Source organism: Rhizobium sp. USDA 3886 (assembly GCF_056279785.1).
In genome coordinates this window covers 2542722-2560897 of record NZ_JBWCDC010000003.1, presented here as the reverse complement: position 1 = coordinate 2560897, position 18176 = coordinate 2542722, and the positions used below count along the sequence as shown (strand labels likewise).

Genomic DNA, 18176 nt, shown 5'->3' with positions numbered 1-18176 from the left:
GTTGCTGGTAACGAGGTTAAAGCGAATGCCGAGTCTGCTCGGGATCGACAGTGGCCTGACGGTCACCAAGGCCGTCATCTTCGATATTGACGGCACGCCGCTCGCAGTCGCCCGGCGCCGCGTCACGCAGTTTATCCCAAAGGCCCGCCATATCGAGCGGGACATGGACGAATTGTGGAGTGCGACGGCCGACGCAATTCGGGAGGCGATCACCCTCAGCAATCGGCCGGGAAGCGACATCCAGGGCATCGCCGCAACGGCCCACGGGGATGGCATCTATCTGCTCGACCATGAGCGGATACCTTTGGGTCGGGCCATCCTGTCGCTGGATAGCCGGGCCGGTGCCATCGTCGATCAGTGGGTGGAAAGCAATGTCGCCGACCATGCCATCGAGCTCACGGGGCAGATCCCGCATGTCTCCGCACCATCGACACTGCTTGCCTGGATCCGCGACATGGAACCCGGGCGGTTCAAAGGCATTGGTCATTTCCTGAGCTGCAAGGACTGGCTGCGTTTTTGTCTGACGGGCATCATCGGTACGGATCGCACCGAGGCAAGTACCTCCTTTACCGATGTGAAGACACAGGAATACAGCCGGGAGGCTCTGAGGCTTTTTGGGCTGCAGGAGCTTGTCCATGCTCTGCCGCCGGCCGCGCGTTCTGATCAGATCATCGGGCGGGTGACACGTGAGGCGGCGCATCTGACCGGCCTTGCAGAGGGAACGCCTGTCGTCGCCGGGCTGCATGATGTCACGGCCTCCGCGCTCGGGGCGGGCGGCTATGCCAAGGGCGTCGTCGCCGTTATTGCCGGTACCTATTCGATCAATGAGACGCTGTCGTCGGAACCGCGGGTCGACCGGCGTTGGTTCTGCCGCAACGGCATCGCGCCGGGCATCTGGAACAACATGTCAATCTCGCCAGCATCGACCGCGAATTACGACTGGTTTCTCGACAAGCTTTGCGCTGGCGAGCGGACGAAGGGTGAGGCTCAAGGCAGCTCCATTCACGCTTTGCTCGGGCCGGAGATCGATGCGGCTTTCGATCGGCCATCGACGGCGCTCTTCCATCCCTATCTGTTCGGTTCGCCCTATGGTGCTTCGGCAAGTGCCGGCTTCTTCGGCCTCGGCGGCTGGCACGATCGCGGCGACATGCTGCGCGCCGTGCTCGAGGGGATCGCCTTTAATCACCGCATCCATGTCGATGCACTTCGCGACGGCTTTGCATTTGACGAGGCAAGGCTTGCCGGGGGTATCTCGCGCAACCCGCTGGTCGTTCAGATGTTCGCCGATGTGCTCGGCATGCCAGTGACCGTGACCGAAACGGATGAGGCCGCCGCCTGGGGTGCTGCTCTTTGCGCGGGATCGGGCACCGGCGTCTATGCCGATCCGCAGAGCGATCCGCGCGATATCGCCCGCATCGCGAAGACATGCCAGCCAGATGCCGCACGCAGCGCGGATTATGACAAACGCTACCGGGTCTTCCGCGAGATCGCCGACGCTATGACGCCACTTTGGCCGAAAATTGCCGGCCTTGCGCCGGAGCAATCGGTAACCGACGAAACGGAAGCCCGGCACTGATGTGCGCGCGATTTAGGACGACAAGATCATGACTCCCGCCATGCAGCAGCGCTTCTCGAACCTTGGAGAGGCCGACATCGACGTCCTGATCATCGGTGCGGGCATCAATGGTGCCGGGTTGTTTCGCGACCTCTCGGCGCAAGGCGTCAATTGCATGATCGTCGACAAGGCCGATTTCGGCTCCGGGACGAGTGCCGCGCCATCGCGCCTCATTCACGGCGGCCTGAAATATCTCGAGACAGGCGAGTTCGGCTTGGTCGCCCAGTCGACGTTGGAGCGCAATCTGCTGCTGAAGAACGCTCCGCATTGCGTCGAGCCGTTGCCTACCTTCATACCGGTCTTTTCCTGGACACGGGGTATTTGGGCGGCGCTGCGCACGCTGCTGGGCTCCAAGACTGCGCCGCGCAGCCGGGGGGCTGTTCTCATCAAGATCGGGCTTGGGCTCTACGATTTGTTTGGATCACGCGACCGGGTCATGCCACGCCATCGGCTGATCTTGAGAAAGAAGGCGCGAAAGGAGATGCCGCATGTCACCCCGGCAATCGTCGCCGGCGGAATTTATTACGACGCCAAGATCAGCAGGCCCGAGCGGCTCGTCTACGAACTTGTCATGGACGGGCTCGACGCAAATGCGAAGAGCCTTGCCGCCAATTTTGCAACGCTGGCGGCAGTCTCCGGCGGGCGCCTGACGTTCAGGCAATCGGACGGCGGCGAATTGGCAATTTCCCCCAAACTGGTGGTGAACGCCGCCGGTCCCTGGATCGATCAGGTCAATGGGGCGCTCGGCGCTCCCTCTCGAATGATCGGCGGCACGAAGGGTTCCCACATTCTGCTTGATCACCCTGAGCTGGTTCGCAGCCTGAACGGCCACATGATCTATTTCGAGGCCGACGATGGGCGCATCTGCCTCGTCTACAGTTATCTCGGGCTGGCGCTCGTCGGTTCCACCGATATCCCTGCCTATGACCCGGATAATGTCCGCTGCGAGGAACCGGAAACCGAATATTTCCTCGACAGCGTCCGCTCGCTGCTACCGACGCTTCGCTTCGATCGTGATCAGATCGTCTATAGTTATAGCGGCGTCCGTCCGCTGCCGGCCTCTGATGCGACTACCCCAGGATTGATCAGTCGCGATCATTCTGCACCGGTGAAGGAGCCGGAAGAGGGCAGGCCGTTTCCGATCATCTCGCTCGTCGGTGGAAAGTGGACGACCTTCCGCGGTTTTGCCGAGGAAGTTGCGGATTCCATCCTCGCGCGCCTGCAGCATGTCCGCAAGCAATCGACCCGCTACCTGCCGATCGGTGGCGGAAAGGCCTTCCCGGTGGACGTGCTGCAACGAAGCGTCTGGATCAGGGAAACCGCGGCGCGGACCGGCGTACCAGTCGCGCGCGTGGACGAACTGCTTGGTCGCTACGGAACGACGGCTGCGGCCGTGCTCTCTTTCTCGTCGGCATACTCCGATGAACAGCGGCTGACGGGCGCGGGGCACTATAGTTTCAAGGAAGTCGACTGGATTGCTCGAAACGAACTCGTCGTACACCTCTCCGATATCGTCCTTCGGCGCACGACGCTTGCGATCGAAGGCCGCTTGACGCTCGAAGGCTTGCGGGAAATCGCCGGTGTCGCCGGGGCCGCGCTCGCCTGGAACGCGGAACGTATTGCAAGCGAGATCGAGGACGTCGTCAGCCAGCTTGAAAAATTCCACGGCCAGACGCTCGTAAGCAGGATGCCTGCCACCGGGCCCGAGCAGGCACAGCGCCCGGCGTCAGTATAGACCACAGCTCAAGAGAAGATCGGATCGAGCGAACCGGATTTGTAGCGCTTCGCCATTTCCGACACAGGAAGCGGCGTGATCCGGCTTGCCATTCCGGCCGTGCCGAACTGTTCGAAGCGCTCGTTGCAGAGCTTGCTGAGCGCCGCCATCGCCGGCTTGAGATATTTGCGCGGGTCAAATTCGCTCGGATCTTCTTGCAGAACTCGGCGGATCTGGCCGGTCATCGCCATTCTGCCATCGGTATCGATGTTCACCTTGCGCACGCCGTTCTTGATGCCGCGCTGGATTTCTGCGACCGGCACGCCCCATGTCGGCTTCATCTGGCCGCCATACTTGTTGATGACCTCCTGCAGCTCGATCGGCACTGACGACGAGCCGTGCATGACGAGGTGCGTATTCGGCAGTTTGCGATGGATCTCTTCGATGACGCCCATCGCCAGCACGGATCCGTCCGGCTGGCGGGTGAACTTGTAGGCGCCATGCGACGTTCCCATGGCGATCGCCAGCGCATCGACCTTGGTTTCGCGGACGAATTTTACGGCCTCGTCGGGGTTTGTCAGCAGCTGGTCATGGGACAGCTTGCCTTCGGCACCGTGGCCGTCCTCGGCCTCGCCCATGCCCGTTTCCAGCGAGCCGAGCACGCCGAGTTCGCCTTCGACCGAGATGCCGCCGAGATGAGCCATGTCTGTTACCATCTTGGTGACGCCGACATTGTAGGCCCAGTCAGCGGGGGTCTTGGCATCCGCCTTTAGCGAACCGTCCATCATCACCGAGGTGAAGCCCGCCTGGATTGCCGTCATGCAGCTCGACGGATCGTTCCCGTGGTCGAGATGAACGCAGACCGGAATATGTGGATAGATTTCGACGACCGCATCCATCATGTGCTTCAGCATGATGTCATTGGCGTAGGCGCGCGCTCCGCGCGACGCCTGCATGATGACCGGCGCGTGAGACGCGTCTGCGGCCTCCATGATGGCGAGTGCCTGCTCCATGTTGTTGATGTTGAAAGCGGGAACGCCGTAGCCTTCCTCCGCAGCATGGTCGAGCAGCTGCCTCAGCGTGATGCGTGCCATCCTAAATTTCCCCATTCGATGGTCGAACGGAACGCCGCCATCCTGTCGAAAGTAGACCCAGGCGCTTCGGGCGCCCGTTTTTGAAAGGGCAGAATGGCATGGGAGGAGGAATGTAACAAGCAATAATAACAATATCACAGTCAGTGTGATATTATGGGGAGCCATCTTCGCATGCACTCGACCGATCGCAGCAGCGATCAGGAAGGCAGTCGTTCTATAAATGCTCTCTGCGCCGCGCTTCTTTTTTACGGGTCCGCGGCTCCGCCCCTTTCAAGACCAGAGCATCGAAAGGGAGACGATGACTGTGGGAAGGGTATGTGTCAGGGGAGTTGCTCGATTTGCCTTAAATGTGGATGCGCAAAAAATTCTGTGAGACGAGTTCAATGGACAGCTCAACTACATCGCATCCATAGAGCTCAAAAAATTTGACTCAGGAGTTTCGGCGCCAATTGCCAGGCGTCAGGCCGGCGATACTCGAAAAAACCCGTGTGAAATGGCTCTGATCTGCGAAGCCGCAGGCGATGGCCACCTCGGCAAGCGGCGCGCTCGAGGCCCGAAGCATCTCTCGGGCGCGATTTATCCGCTCGCTCAGGAGCCATTGATATGGTGTCATCCCGGTCGTTTCGCGAAAAGCGCGAATGAAATAGCCGCGAGACAGATTGCAAGCCTCCGCGACCTCCGAAATCGAGATGTTGCCGTCGAGGTTTTCGAGAAGCAGACTTTTCGCCAGATGCTCATGCAAACGCGACAGGCTTCGTGATCTGTTGGAGGCTGCGATGGGCCGACCGCCATAGCGTTGGACCAGATAGGTCCCGATGGCAGTCGCCATTTGGTCGACGAACAGCGCGCTTGCCTCCTCGGGTTTTTCGAGTGCCGGGATCAGCGCGCGAGCGAGATTGGCAAGCACAATATCTTTTGAAGCGGTTTCGGCTGCCAGCGACGTCACACCGGGAAGTTCAGCGCCATCGGCAATCCTGATAAGCGACGCAGGCGAAATTTCAAACAGAAGGAAATCGAAAGGACCGCTGAGATCTGCCTTGTAGCCTTCGGAGAGATCGCGGATATAGATCGAGTTTTCCGTAAAATCGTGGGTGGTCGCATGATGTTGATGATAGATGCGCCGCGTATGGCCACCGAGCGAAGATACGCCGACAAGGAAACCTCGATCGCTTGCCGATGTCTTGACCTGATCGAGCTGCATAACGCTCGTTCCCTTACGGAAGACCGCGATATCCGATCCTACCAGAGCCTGGTTGATAGACAACTGCTTCAGAGGACATCCGAAACCGTCCGTCACCGGTCCAGCGGGTGATCTGATGTGACTGTCGGAACTAGGAACCAAGACGCACAGCTTTCATCTTGAAGACGCTGAAAGGTGAGTTCTGACCCACCCTAGTGGCTCAGGCCTTCACGCTGTCTTCTGGTAATTCGCCGAATCTCGTCGACGAGGATGCTTTTGTTCAAGATAGACGTTTGAAAGGTGTATAGGAAGCTTCAAGGCGCGGCATCTCAGCTGGCGGCTATATAGTCCCCAGCGCGGATGATCGAGACACATGTGAGTGAAGCGTTGGCGACCAACGAGAGAATTGCGGCATGCTTTGGTATCGGGGCAGCGAGGGCGCTGGCGATCAGGCCTCTTCGCGAGGCGAAGCTCTCGGTCGTTCATCTTGACCACTTCTATGAAGAAGGCGGGCATCCTGTCTTCCTTCCGGCCGATGACGCGTTCCTGATCATGCTTTATCTCGTCAATGTCGATCATTCCGACATCTGGCCTGACCGACCTCCGGCACCTTGCAAGAGGTATCCCAAGGGTTCGATTTGTCTAATCGGCCTGAAGGATGGGGCCGCAATTTCCATCCGCGGTCGTTTCGAGGCGCTTGCGTTCCATATCCCGAGCTCGCACTTTGCCGAGCTTGCCAAGGACGCAGGAGAACCGCGCGTCGATGACCTTGCGACCTGCCGCGGGATCGACGATCAGGTAATCCGCAATATTGGTGGAGCACTGATGCCGATGTTCGACATGCCGGACGAGGTCAGGGACACGCTGCTTCCGCATATCGGGCTGGCGTTAAGCGCCCATGTCGCGCACCGTTACGGACGGTCCCCCGCCCAGCGCCTGTCGGCCACCGGCCGGCTGTCTCCGATGCAGGAAAAGCGTATCAAGACGTACATAGCTGCGAACTTATCGGGCAACATACCGGTCGATAATATTGCCGACGCGACCGGTTTTTCAGTGGATGAGCTCTGTTCTGGCTTCTTGAATACGACTGGGCAGTCTGTTCTCGAATGGATTTCGGCATGTCGGATGAGCAAGGCCCAATCACAATTGAGCAGGACCGGTGAGGCCATCGCCCAAGTGGCTGAAACGTGCGGCTTTCCGGATGAGAACACATTCCTCGAAACTTTCACGAAGGCCATGGGAGTCACTCCGGCGGAGTGGCGCTCACGCAACCGGCACTGAGAGATTCACGATCGAGCGACGCTGCGCTACGATCTTTCCCACCTCCATTCCCGTCGATCTCGGCTTCGAGGAAGAAGCCGAGGAATGTTCTGATGAGGACCATTTTTGGATGGGATTGTTTCGCACGGATCCGGATGCGGCGATAACAGCCGCACCCGGTCTGACTAATTAGGCCTCGACGAACGCCAGGAGATCGGCGTTCAGGACATCGGCATGGGTTGTCAGCATGCCGTGCGGATAACCCTTGTAGACTTTCAGAGTACCGTTCTGCACCAGCTTCACGGACAGCCTGCCCGCATTGTCGATCGGCACGACCTGGTCGTCATCGCCGTGCATGACGAGGGTCGGAACGGTGATTGCCTTCAGGTCTTCCGTCTGGTCGGTCTCGGAGAAGGCCTTGATCCCATCGTAATGGGCCTTAGCGCTGCCCATCATGCCCTGCCGCCACCAATTCTGGATGACGCCCGGATAGACCTTAGCGTTGGGTCGGTTGAATCCGTAGAACGGACCGGTGGGAAAGTCGACGAAGAGTTGCGCGCGGTTTTCGGCAACACCCTTGCGAATGCCGTCGAAGACGGCCATCGAAAGGCCGGCCGGATTTGTCTCGGTCTTCAGCATCAGCGGCGGAACGGCCGAGACCAGAACGGCCTTGGCGACGCGGCCGGAAGGCTGACCGAATTTTGCGACATAACGGGCGACTTCGCCGCCACCCGTCGAGTGCCCGATATGAACGGCGTTCTTCAGGTCGAGGGCTTCAACGAGAGCGAAGGCGTCGGCAGCATAGTGGTCCATGTCGTGACCGTCTGCGACCTGCGCGGAGCGTCCATGACCGCGTCGGTCGTGAGCGACGACGCGATAGCCCTTGGATAGGAAGAACAGCATCTGTGCGTCCCAATCGTCCGAAGAGAGCGGCCAGCCATGGTGGAAGACGATCGGCTGAGCATCCTTCGGACCCCAATCCTTATAGAAGATTTCGACGCCGTCCTTGGTGGTGATGTAGCCCATTGTATCGTCTCCTTTAATTGACGTGGTGGTGGAAGCAATGTTGGCCGCAAAGCCGAACGATGTGGGGAGCGCCATGGCCGCGGCGGCGGCAGCCCCAGAAAGCAATGCGCCGCGGCGCGTGATGGAAAGGAAGTTCTCACTCATTTTCGCGTCCTACGATCCCTGTCTTTGTGCCCTCAGGCTGTGTTCGACTGTTAGCGAGATATTGCCGCCGAGAGGCAATGCCGACAACTGCACGAATAGTTTCGATTTGGTTGCGATTTGCGCAACAATGGAGGGTGCGGCCTGGCCGCCCTCCGGGCATTTTAAGCCGCGCTCGGCCGGTTGATTGCCAGGAAATGCCGGACGACAGGCTTGTCCGTTCCTGAGTGATAGGCAAGGACCTGACCTTGAAGATCGGCGTCGGCGTTCGATACCCGCCTGTGCTGTCGGAGATGTTCAGCCCAAGATTCCACCATGAACCATTCGACGATCTTCTGCGGATCGGCAGAGTCTTCCGTCACACCCCATCCATAGGCACCGTCACGCCGCCGCTCGTGGGACATTTTGTCCAGCGCATGCAGAAAGGCGGTGCGATGATGTTTTTCGACATTGTATTCGATTAGGATCAGGACCGGGCCTCGATCATGCGGCACCGGTTCTGCGACGAGCGGCTCGGGCCAGTGGTTTGATGGGACCAGATCGGCATCGCCTGACGGCAGCTTGATACGGTACATGATCAGCCCAGCCACGAGCAGTCCGCCCGCGCCGATCAGCAATGTGCCCGATACGCCGGCAACTTCGCCGACGGCACCCCAGCCGAGGCTACCTGCCGTCATCGCACCGTTGAAGACGGTCAGATAGACGGCAAGACCGCGCCCCCGCACCCAGTTCGGCAGGATCGCTTGCGCGGCGCCGTTGAGGGTGGTGAGGGCGGTGATCCATGCTGCACCGAGGAACAGAAGGATAACAACCGCCAGCCATTGTGGTGGAGCCAGCGACAGCGCCGCCATGACCAACGCCGTCACGAGCCCAGATCCGAGTAGTAGGCCGTCGGCATCAAGACGCTGCCGCAGCCGCGGCATGACGAGCGCACCGCCGATTGCACCTGCACCGACAGCGCCGAGAAGGATGCCGTAGAAGCTAGCGTCACCTCCCAGGAGTTGGCGCGCGACCAACGGAAGCAGCGCCCAGATAGCGCTGGCGAACGCAAAGAAGATCGTCGCTCGGAGCAGCACGACATGAAGCGTCGGGCTGGCGCGGGTGTAGCGCAGTCCTGCCCGGAAGGCGCCGAAAAACCCTTCCGACAACGCGTCGTTGGCATCCTTGGCGCGGGGCCACCAGATCAACGCCGCGATGACGAGGACGTACGTCGCAACGTCAGCGCCGTAGGTAACGGCGGCACCAAAAGCGGCAAGCAGCAAGCCACCGGCCGCAGGACCGATTGAGCGCGCAATATTGATGCCTAGCGAGTTCAGAGCAACGGCGCTCTTCACATCTTCGCGAGGCACGAGTTCGGGCACAACCGCCTGCCATGTCGGTCCCATGAGGGCCGCACCGATACCGCCCAAGAACGTCAAGCCAATCAGCGCGCTGACCGACAGCATGCCCAGATAGGATAATGCCATCAGCGTTATGCTGACGCTCGCCAGCAGAAGCTGAACGCAGATGAGGAACTTGCGCCGGTCGAGGATGTCGGAGAGAACGCCTGCCGGGATCGCCAGCAGGAAGATCGGCAGCGTGCCAGCGGCCTGAACCATGGCGACGGCCGCAGGGGCAGCGGAAAGATCCGTCATCAGCCAAGAGCTGGCAACGTCACGCATGAAACTTCCGGTGTTGCCTAGAACCGTGGCCGCCCATAGCACTGCGAAAACGGGTCGACGGAGCGGCGCGAAGCTACCGGAGGATTTTGTGACGCTCATTTGCTCGTTCCCTTGGCAATGTCGATTGTTGCTACGATGACGAAGGCGCCGGCGAGGCCAAGATGTTCGAAGAAGGCATTGGTCGCCATCATGCGGTCCATCCCGGAAGGCATTTCCCAGAATCGAAGCGCAACGAGGGTTGCAAGTAACGTGAATCCCGCGAGAGCCAGCGCTCCGAGCCAACGCAGGAAGCCGGAAAGCACCATGGCGGAAGCCGCAAGCTCGAAGGCGATGACCGCTACCGCGAAGAACGCCGCCGGATGAAGGCCGAAATGCTCCATCTCGGCAATTGCACCGGAGAAGTGGAAGATCTTGGTCAGTGGCCCCTGGAGGTAGGCCGCGCATAAGCCGAGTAGCGCGATGAAACGCGTCACCGGCGAGGTGAGCAGTGAAACGACGCTGTTCCGGAGAGGGATGTCCGATGTCATGATCTTTTCCTCATACGGCCCAGCAGGAGCAACCGAGAGCACCGAAGAAGCCCTTCAGGTCAGCGATCGGCAGTTTCGAGGTCCATGCGCCGGCGTGGTCGTGGCCATGCACACCGCAGTCGCTGGCACAGCCGCATGTCGATATCGCCGTGCGGCGAAGCGAGCGCTTGCCGGCGCTTTCCGGGTCCCCCCAGGCGGCATAGCCGCCGAAAGCCCTGACAGGCGACCAATCTGGCATGGCGGGGGGCACATCGTTTTCGTCGAGCGCCTTGAAGTCGCCGGCACCGTAGACGATCTTGCCGCCGACCATGGTGAGGTCCGACGTCAAGAATGAAATCTCGTCTTCGGAGCAAGAAAAAAAGTCCTTGTCCGGCACGACGAGATCGGCCAACTGGCCCTTCTCGATGCGGCCCTTCTTGCCTTCCTCGTTGGAGAACCAAGCGACTTTTTCGGTCCACATCCTGAGCGCTGTTTCGCGGTCAAGGCAGTTGGCGCGGGGATAAAGCTGCATGCCGCCGACGGTCTTGCCGGTCACCATCCAGGAGAGCGAAACCCACGGATTGTAGGAGGCAACGCGGGTCGCATCCGTGCCGGCGGAGACGTTGATGCCCTTCTCGAGCATACGCTTGATCGGCGGCGTGGCCTCTGCAACGCCGTGACCATAGCGCTCGACAAAGTATTCGCCCTGGTAGGCCATGCGATGCTGCGTCGCGATGCCACCACCAAGCGCTGCGATCCTATCGATTGAGCGCTCCGATATCGTTTCTGCATGGTCGAAGAACCAGTTCAGGCCTTCGAGCGGGATATCCTTGTTGACCTTCTCGAACACGTCGAGCGCTCGGCTGATGGTTTCGTCATAGGTGGCATGAAGGCGCCAGGGCCAACGGTTTTCGGCCAGCACCCGCACGACGTCTTCAAGTTCGCCTTCCATTTCCGGCGGCATGTCGGGGCGCGGCTGGCGGAAGTCTTCGAAATCCGCGGCGGAGAAGACCAGCATCTCGCCAGCGCCATTGTGGCGGAAGTAGTCGTTGCCCTGCTTGTATTTGACAGACTGCGTCCAGTTCAGGAAATCCTGTTTCTCTTCCTTCGGCTTCTGGGTGAACAGATTGTAGGCTAGGCGAACGGTAAGCTGGTCTTCATCGGAGAGTTTCTGAATGACGGCATAGTCGTCCGGATAGTTCTGGAATCCGCCGCCGGCATCAATAACGCCGGTGATACCCAAGCGGTTCAGCTCGCGCATGAAATGCCGCGTGGAATTGACCTGATAGTCGAAAGGCAGTTTCGGCCCCTTGGCAAGCGTCGAATAGAGAATGCCCGCATTCGGCTTCGCCAGCAGCATGCCGGTTGGATTGCCGTTGGCGTCGCGGGTGATCTCGCTGCCCGGTGGGTTTGGCGTGTCCCTCGTGTAACCGACGGCGCGAAGGGCTGCCCCGTTCAACAGAGCGCGGTCGTAGAGATGCAGCAGGAATACTGGGGTGTCAGGCGCGACCGCATTGATCTCGTCGATAGTCGGCAGGCGCTTCTCGGCGAACTGATGCTCGGTGAAGCCGCCGACGACACGAACCCATTGGGGGGCGGGCGTGATGGCGACCTGCCGCTTCAGCATGTCCATCGCATCGGCGAGCGAACGGACGCCGTCCCAGCGGAGCTCCATGTTGAAGTTGAGGCCGCCGCGCACGACGTGGGTATGGTTGTCGATCAGACCGGGAAGCACACGCTTGCCCTTGAGGTCGACGATCTTCGTGCCCGGTCCGGCGAGCGCCATGATCTCGCTGTCGGTGCCCACCTCCATGAATCGACCGTCCTTGACGGCGATCGCGGTGGCGTTCGGATTTGCGCGATCAAGTGTCGTGATCAGTCCGTTGCGAAGAACGATGTCTGCGTTCATGGAAGCGGCTCCGGTGTTGATGGGATCGGCTGCGTTGACCGGTGAAACCAGGTTTGAAAAGGCGAGGCTCGTTGCTGCGCCCAGGAATGTGCGGCGCGTCGTCATCAGCTTTTCCCCAATGTCGGACCGTCGCGGGGGGAGGTCACCTCCACCACGCTCAGACTGCCCTTCGGGAGGTGGCCGAACATGTGCGGCTTTACCTGATGAAGCCAGGAAAGGGCAGCAGGCTCGCGAGTCCAGATGCTTTTTGCCAGCGGCACGAGCTGCTCGCCGACCAGGATCCCAAGCAAACCGATGAGAGCGACGACAGGCGGGGCGGGCGAACGGACATTGAGCAGGCTATAGATCACGCCCACCAGCAGGCCGACACCGAGTGACAGGAGATAGATTTTCATGGAGGAGACCCTTCGCTTTGGGGGAGCAATTCGCTCCGGCAGGTGTGGCGTCCTGCCGGAGCGATGCCGGGTTTACTTGGCCGGGTTGGGGCCGATGCGCTTGCCGTGGCTGACCCGCTCGGAGCCGCCGTGAACGTGGGTGACGGCGTAATCGATGCCCATGCCGTAAGCACCGGAATGCTCCTTCACCAAAGAGGTAACCGCCTCGTAGGTTTCCTTGCGTGCCCAGTCGCGCTGCCATTCCAGCAGGACCTGCTGCCAGGTAACTGGAACGACACCTGCCTGAACCATGCGATCCATAGCGTATTTGTGTGCATCGACAGACGTGCCGCCGGAGGCGTCCGCGACCATGTAGATTTCATAATCGGTGTCGTTCATGCAAGAGAGCGCGAACGTCGTGTTGCAGACCTCGGTCCACAGACCAGCGACGACGATCTTCTTGCGACCGTTGGCGGCGTTCTTGGCAAGTGCATCGCGGACGTTCTGGTCGTCCCATGAGTTCATCGAGGTGCGCTCGAGGATGTCGTTCTCAGGAACGACGGCGAGCAGTTCAGGGAAGGTGTTGCCCGAGAAAGAGTCGGTTTCGACGGTCGTGATCGTGGTCGGGATGTTGAAGATCTTGGCTGCTTTGGCAAGGCCGACAACGTTGTTTTTCAAAGTCTGGCGGTCGATCGACTGGACACCAAAGGCCATCTGCGGCTGCTGATCGATGAAGATGATCTGGCTGTTCTGCGGGGTCAGGACCTGAAGCTTGTTAGACATCTCTTGTTTTCCTTCTAGTTGGATTGAAGATAGGCAATGGGGCAGGGATCGCTGCGCGTCTTGAACGTTGGGACGCTGGATTGTCGGAAAGCGACCTGGTTGGAACATTAGGCCGCGAGTGGCGTAAGCCCGGCCTCGATCTGGGCACGGTAAGGCTCGTAGCGGGCTGGCAACTTCAGAACCTCGCCAAGGTGCGCCGTGTCTTCGTCGCGGTTGAAACCGGGTTCGTTGGTAGCGATTTCAAACAGCACCCCGCCTGGGGCGCGGAAGTAGATCGCCCAGAAGTAGTCGCGGTCGATGACCGGGGTGACCTGGAAACCGGTGTCCATCAGGGCCTTGCGGACTTCGAGCTGTTTTGCGCGGCTCTCAACGGCAAAGGCGATGTGGTGGACCGAACCCGCACCCTGCCTTGCAAAAGGTGTCGCGGGAAGCGCTTCTAGGTCGATCGTGTCGGCACCATTTCCACCCGGGATGATGAAGCGGGTTACGTCACCTTCGATCTCGGCACGCTGGTAGCCCATGAACCCAAGAAGCTCAGCGGTGCCAGCCGTGTCGTGGAGCCGAAACCGTGCCCCGGAGAGACCCCGGATGGCGACACTGTCCTCAATCCCTGCTCCATTCCAAGCCTTTCGGGCATCTTCGTCCCCTTCGATCAGGGCAAAACTTTCACCGTCCGGTCCGTTGAACCGCAGGCGGTCGGCACCGAAAGTGGTATCGGTCTGAACATTGCTGACACCTTTTGATGTCAGGCGATCCTGCCAGAAGGAGAGCGAATCTTTCGGGACGGTAAACTGCGTCTCGCTGACTTCGCCAACGCCGGACCGGCCGCGCATCACGTCGGGAAATGGAAAGTAGGTTATGACGGTGCCGGGTGTTCCGGCTTCATCCCCGTAATAGAGGTGGTAAACGTTCGGGTCGTCGAAGTTCACGGTCTTCTTGACGCGGCGCAGGCCGAGGGTGTCTGTAAAGAACGTATTGTTCTGACGGGCATCCGAAGCCATGGATGTGATGTGATGCAGTCCCTTGATATCCTTGATCATGATGTCGGCTTTCCGTGGTTGTTCGGCTCGTGTGATTAGAAATCTATGCCAGTTGATCGCCCGCCGGAATTGCAATAATAATTGTCAATGAATTGCGCAGGGTGAAATAATAAATGAACGACTACAAGGCCCTTCGAACGTTTCTGCTGGCTGCCGAAAAACGGAATTTTGCACAAGTAGCACGCGAACTGGACATGACGCCGGCGGCGGTCACACGGGCGATCGCGGCCCTGGAGGGTGATCTCGGTGTTCAACTCTTCATTCGCACAACGCGGCAGGTGTCACTGACGACGGACGGCGCGATCTTTGCCGCACAGATACAGCCAGCCGTGAAGGTTCTCGAAGACGCCCGGAAGGACGTCATGAACACCCACAAGGCGGATCATGGCCGACTGCGGATCAGCGCGCCGACTTGGTTCGGCCAGCAAGTCTTGCCGCCGATCCTGTCGGCGTTCAGGGAGCGCTATCCGAAAATTAGCTTCGAGATTTCCTTGGCGGACGGTCTCGTAAACATCATCGACGACGATTACGATCTCGCTATCCGCATCTCCGCCGCTCCGTCCGACAAGTTCACGATCTGGCGGAAGATCAGCGTCGTGCGCCGCATTCTCGTAGCTGCGCCAGGAAGCCGATTTGTGGGCATTGAACATCCGAACGAGCTGTCGCCGGATGATTGCCTCGCCTACAGCGGTGAGAGCAAACGTGAGAACTGGACATTGTCGGATGGCAGCGGCAGCGCGATCCTCTCTGCCGGCCGGGCGTTCAGTGCCAACAGCGGAGAAGTACTTGCGAGCATGGCTGCCGATGGTACGGGCGTGGCCATGCTGCCGAAGTTCCACGTAGCGGAGCACCTGCGCACAGGGAGGCTGGTTCATGTCCTGCAAAATTGGTCGCCGCCAAACCTATGGTTGACGTTATATTATCCGCCGTACCAGGCGCTGCCACCGCGCATTGCCTCGTTTTCGAAGTTCTTCGAACAACAGGTACCGGCGTTTATGACTGCAATGGAATAATCTTCGCAGACATAGAGTGGAAGCCGCTCGAGCTGATCGTCGCGTCGAGTTTCCACAGCATGAATTATAATTCACCACATGAATTATATTGACATGCGCTGCGCCTTGCGTTTAGCTGCCCATACCGGACTTCGAGGAGGAAATCCGGTCATCACAGCGATCACCGGCGTCGATTTGGCGCCTTCGGGCTTTTGGGAGGGGCTTCGGCCTCGAGGAGGACACTTGCGCACTTTTTTCAGCACGACCGCGATGGCGGTCCTTACGGCAACGCTTTTTGCCGGTTCCGCGGCCGCCGAAACGGAGAACTCGTTCCGCTGCAAGCCGGGCGAAAAATACGTCATGAACGTCATGGTGTCGGGCGTGGAATACTGGTTTCCCGTCTATGAAATGTTTAAGCAGGCCGGCCGGCAGCTCGGCTGTGAGACGGAATATACCGGCACGCCGGAATATGACGTCAACAAGCAGATCGCCACCTTCGACCAAGCCTTGGCGCAGAACCCGGCCGGCATTCTCGTGCATCCGATGAACTCCGATCCGTTCATCGAGCCGATCAACCGCGCGATCGACCAGGGCACGGCGGTCGTCACGTTTGCGGCCGACGCGCCGCTTTCCAAGCGCGTCTCCTTCATTACCTCGGACAACACCCGCGAAGGCACCTATGCCGCCGACGCGATCGCTGAGAAGATGGGCGGCAAGGGCGAATATGCGGTTCTCGAAAATCCGGGCCAGGATAACCACGACAAGCGCATCGCCGCCTTTATCGCCCGCATGGAAGAGAAGTGGCCGGACATGAAGCTCGCCGGTCGCGCGGCTTCCAATCAGGACCCGACCAAGGCCTATCAGGGGCTTTCGAGCCTTATTCAGGCCAATCCGAACCTCGGCGCGGTCTTCATGCCCGAAGCGAACTCGGCCATCGGCGCCGCGCAGGCAAGCAAGGAGAGCGGCGGCAAGGTCCTCGTCATGTGCGCGGATGTCAATGCCAACATCCTCGACATGATCAAGGCCGGTGAAGTCTTCGGCTCGATCAACCCGAACCAGGGCATGCAGGGCTATATGGGCTTCATGCTGCTGTGGTTCGCCAAGCATCCGGAACTGATAGACCCGATGAACGACGCCAAGCGCTCCGGCTTCAACCCGATGAGCATCCCGGTCGTCGATAACGGCCTGTCCATTGTGACGGCGGAAAATGCCGACGATTTCTACTGGGACAAGTACTTGAAGCGTCGCGGCACGAAGGGCATCGAGGAATAAGCTTCTGAGGATCGCCGTCCGCACCCTCGGGTGCGGACGGTCCAGACGGGGAGGGAGGAAGACGATGGCGGAGCCGGTGCTCACCATTCATGGCGTGACCAAGCATTTCGGGGCGGTGACGGCGTTGACTGACGTCGATTTCACGCTGGAGCGCGGCGAAGTCCATGCGCTTTGCGGTGAGAACGGCGCCGGCAAATCGACGCTGATGAACATCATCGCCGGCGTGCTGCAGCCGACCGAAGGCGAAATCCGCGTAGACGGCAGGGTCGTGCGCATATCCTCCCCCGCCGCGGCCCAGTCGCTCGGCATCGGGCTCGTACACCAGGAAATCGCGCTCTGCCCGGATGCAACGGTGGCCGAAAACATGTTCATGGCGGCGACCAACCGCCGCAATGCTCCCTTCATGAACTATCGCGCCCTGGAGCGCGATGCACAGGCCGTCATGAACCGTCTTGCCGCCATCGACGTCCGCCGCAAGGTTGCGGACCTGCCGATTTCCAGCCAGCAACTCGTCGAGATCGCCAAGGCTCTGACGCTCGACTGCCGCGTGCTGATCCTGGACGAGCCTACCGCGGCGCTGACCGAAACCGAGGCGCGGCGGCTTTTTGCGATCATCCGCGACCTTAAGGCGAACGGCATTTCGATCATCTATATTAGCCATCGCATGGCCGAGATTTTCAGCCTGTGCGACCGGGTTACCGTGTTCCGTGACGGCCGCTGCGTGTGTACCGGCCACATCGCCGACATCACGCCAGACGACGTGGTGCGCCGCATGGTGGGGCGCGAGATCACGCAGCTCTATCCAGACAAGCTCGGTGCGGACGGCGCGTCCGGGGAGACGATCCTGGAGGTCGACAATATCGACGACGGCGAGCGTTTCCATGATGTGAGCTTTAACCTGCGCAAGGGAGAGATCCTCGGGATCGGGGGCCTCATCGGCTCCGGTCGCACGGAAATCGCCGAAGGCATCTGCGGGCTCAGATCGCGCTCGGCGGGTGCGCTGCGCCTGCATGGCAAGGCGCAGCCGATCCGCACCTATTCCGATGCCGTGAAGGCCGGCATCGTCTATCTCTCCGAAGACCGCAAGGGGTCGGGTGTGTTTCTAGAAATGTCCATCGCACAGAATATCTCCGTGCTGGACCTTAAGTCGCTGACCAATCCGATCGGCCTGCTAAACCGTCGTGCGGAAGCCGCACTGGCAGAGGATTTCGCGCGTCGGCTGTCGGTTCGCATGGGTGGCATTGAGGCGCCGGTCAAATCGCTCTCCGGCGGCAATCAGCAGAAGGTCGCGCTCGCCAAGCAGCTTGCGGTGAAGCCGAAGGTCATCCTGATGGACGAACCGACGCGAGGCATCGATGTCGGCGCGAAAGCGGAAATTCACCGCCTGTTGCGCGAGCTTGCGCGGTCGGGCATCGGCATCATCGTCATCTCTTCCGAAATGCCAGAGCTCCTCGGGCTGTGCGACCGCGTGCTTGTCATCCGGGAGGGGCGCATCGCCGGCGAGCTCGGCCCCGACGAGATGACGGAGGAGGCCGTGATCCGCCTCGCATCGGGGGTGGGAACGGCCAAGGCGGCGAGCCATGCCGCCTGAGGATAAAGTGGGAGAGAC

General features: G+C 60.1%; 15 protein-coding genes. 6 read left to right on the top strand and 9 right to left on the bottom strand.

What is annotated here, in order from left to right; translation table 11 throughout:
- Positions 1-25 precede the first annotated feature (25 nt).
- Together ACZ9BX_RS35365 and ACZ9BX_RS35360 are read left to right on the top strand one after the other, a co-directional pair.
- Positions 26-1576: an FGGY-family carbohydrate kinase gene (locus tag ACZ9BX_RS35365; protein ID WP_476222995.1), complete on the top strand. Its 1551-nt coding sequence runs from the start codon at positions 26-28 to the stop codon at positions 1574-1576.
- Between the two features lie 28 nt (positions 1577-1604).
- Positions 1605-3350, top strand: coding sequence for a glycerol-3-phosphate dehydrogenase/oxidase (locus ACZ9BX_RS35360; protein ID WP_476222994.1), 1746 nt, complete (start codon positions 1605-1607; stop codon positions 3348-3350).
- An 8-nt stretch (positions 3351-3358) separates the two neighbouring features.
- On the opposite strand, the gene fba is transcribed toward ACZ9BX_RS35360, so the two are convergent.
- A complete protein-coding gene (fba, locus tag ACZ9BX_RS35355) occupies positions 3359-4423 on the bottom strand; it encodes a class II fructose-bisphosphate aldolase (protein ID WP_476222993.1) in 1065 nt (354 codons plus the stop codon).
- 430 nt (positions 4424-4853) lie between these two features.
- Complete coding sequence (locus ACZ9BX_RS35350; RefSeq protein WP_476222992.1) at positions 4854-5687, bottom strand: helix-turn-helix domain-containing protein; 834 nt, start codon at positions 5685-5687, stop codon at positions 4854-4856.
- Positions 5688-5978: 291 nt separating this feature from the next.
- On the opposite strand from ACZ9BX_RS35350, the gene ACZ9BX_RS35345 reads away from it, so the two are divergent.
- The gene (locus ACZ9BX_RS35345; RefSeq protein WP_476222991.1) at positions 5979-6884 is read left to right on the top strand and encodes a helix-turn-helix transcriptional regulator; all 906 of its coding nucleotides are present in this window, start codon (positions 5979-5981) and stop codon (positions 6882-6884) included.
- A gap of 168 nt (positions 6885-7052) precedes the next feature.
- Here the strand turns inward: ACZ9BX_RS35345 and ACZ9BX_RS35340 are convergent, their stop codons facing one another.
- The 7 genes from ACZ9BX_RS35340 to ACZ9BX_RS35310 form a co-directional block, all read right to left on the bottom strand.
- A complete protein-coding gene (locus ACZ9BX_RS35340; protein ID WP_375714159.1) occupies positions 7053-7889 on the bottom strand; it encodes an alpha/beta fold hydrolase in 837 nt (278 codons plus the stop codon).
- A gap of 305 nt (positions 7890-8194) precedes the next feature.
- Complete coding sequence (locus ACZ9BX_RS35335; protein ID WP_476222990.1) at positions 8195-9790, bottom strand: MFS transporter; 1596 nt, start codon at positions 9788-9790, stop codon at positions 8195-8197.
- A complete protein-coding gene (locus ACZ9BX_RS35330) occupies positions 9787-10218 on the bottom strand; it encodes a DoxX family protein (RefSeq protein ID WP_476222989.1) in 432 nt (143 codons plus the stop codon). The genes ACZ9BX_RS35335 and ACZ9BX_RS35330 overlap by 4 nt, the downstream gene beginning before the upstream one ends.
- Positions 10219-10228: 10 nt before the next feature.
- Positions 10229-12211 carry an amidohydrolase gene (locus ACZ9BX_RS35325; RefSeq protein ID WP_476222988.1) on the bottom strand — a complete coding sequence of 661 codons (1983 nt, stop codon included), beginning with the start codon at positions 12209-12211 and terminating at the stop codon, positions 10229-10231.
- A complete protein-coding gene (locus tag ACZ9BX_RS35320) occupies positions 12211-12501 on the bottom strand; it encodes a XapX domain-containing protein (protein WP_476222987.1) in 291 nt (96 codons plus the stop codon). The genes ACZ9BX_RS35325 and ACZ9BX_RS35320 overlap by 1 nt, the downstream gene beginning before the upstream one ends.
- A gap of 72 nt (positions 12502-12573) precedes the next feature.
- Positions 12574-13263, bottom strand: a complete 690-nt coding sequence (locus ACZ9BX_RS35315) for a hydrolase (RefSeq protein ID WP_476222986.1) — start codon at positions 13261-13263, stop codon at positions 12574-12576.
- Between the two features lie 107 nt (positions 13264-13370).
- Complete coding sequence (locus ACZ9BX_RS35310) at positions 13371-14303, bottom strand: VOC family protein (RefSeq protein ID WP_476222985.1); 933 nt, start codon at positions 14301-14303, stop codon at positions 13371-13373.
- A 113-nt stretch (positions 14304-14416) separates the two neighbouring features.
- On the opposite strand from ACZ9BX_RS35310, the gene ACZ9BX_RS35305 reads away from it, so the two are divergent.
- The 3 genes from ACZ9BX_RS35305 to ACZ9BX_RS35295 all read left to right on the top strand — a co-directional run bounded on the left by ACZ9BX_RS35305 (position 14417) and on the right by ACZ9BX_RS35295 (position 18158).
- Entirely contained in the window at positions 14417-15316 is a 900-nt protein-coding gene (locus ACZ9BX_RS35305) for a LysR family transcriptional regulator (protein WP_476222984.1), read from the top strand.
- A gap of 222 nt (positions 15317-15538) precedes the next feature.
- On the top strand, positions 15539-16567 hold the full coding sequence (locus tag ACZ9BX_RS35300) for a substrate-binding domain-containing protein (protein ID WP_476222983.1): 1029 nt from the start codon (positions 15539-15541) through the stop codon (positions 16565-16567).
- A gap of 64 nt (positions 16568-16631) precedes the next feature.
- Positions 16632-18158 (top strand): sugar ABC transporter ATP-binding protein, encoded by a 1527-nt coding sequence (locus tag ACZ9BX_RS35295; RefSeq protein WP_476222982.1) that lies wholly within the window; start codon positions 16632-16634, stop codon positions 18156-18158.
- Positions 18159-18176: the final 18 nt, after the last annotated feature.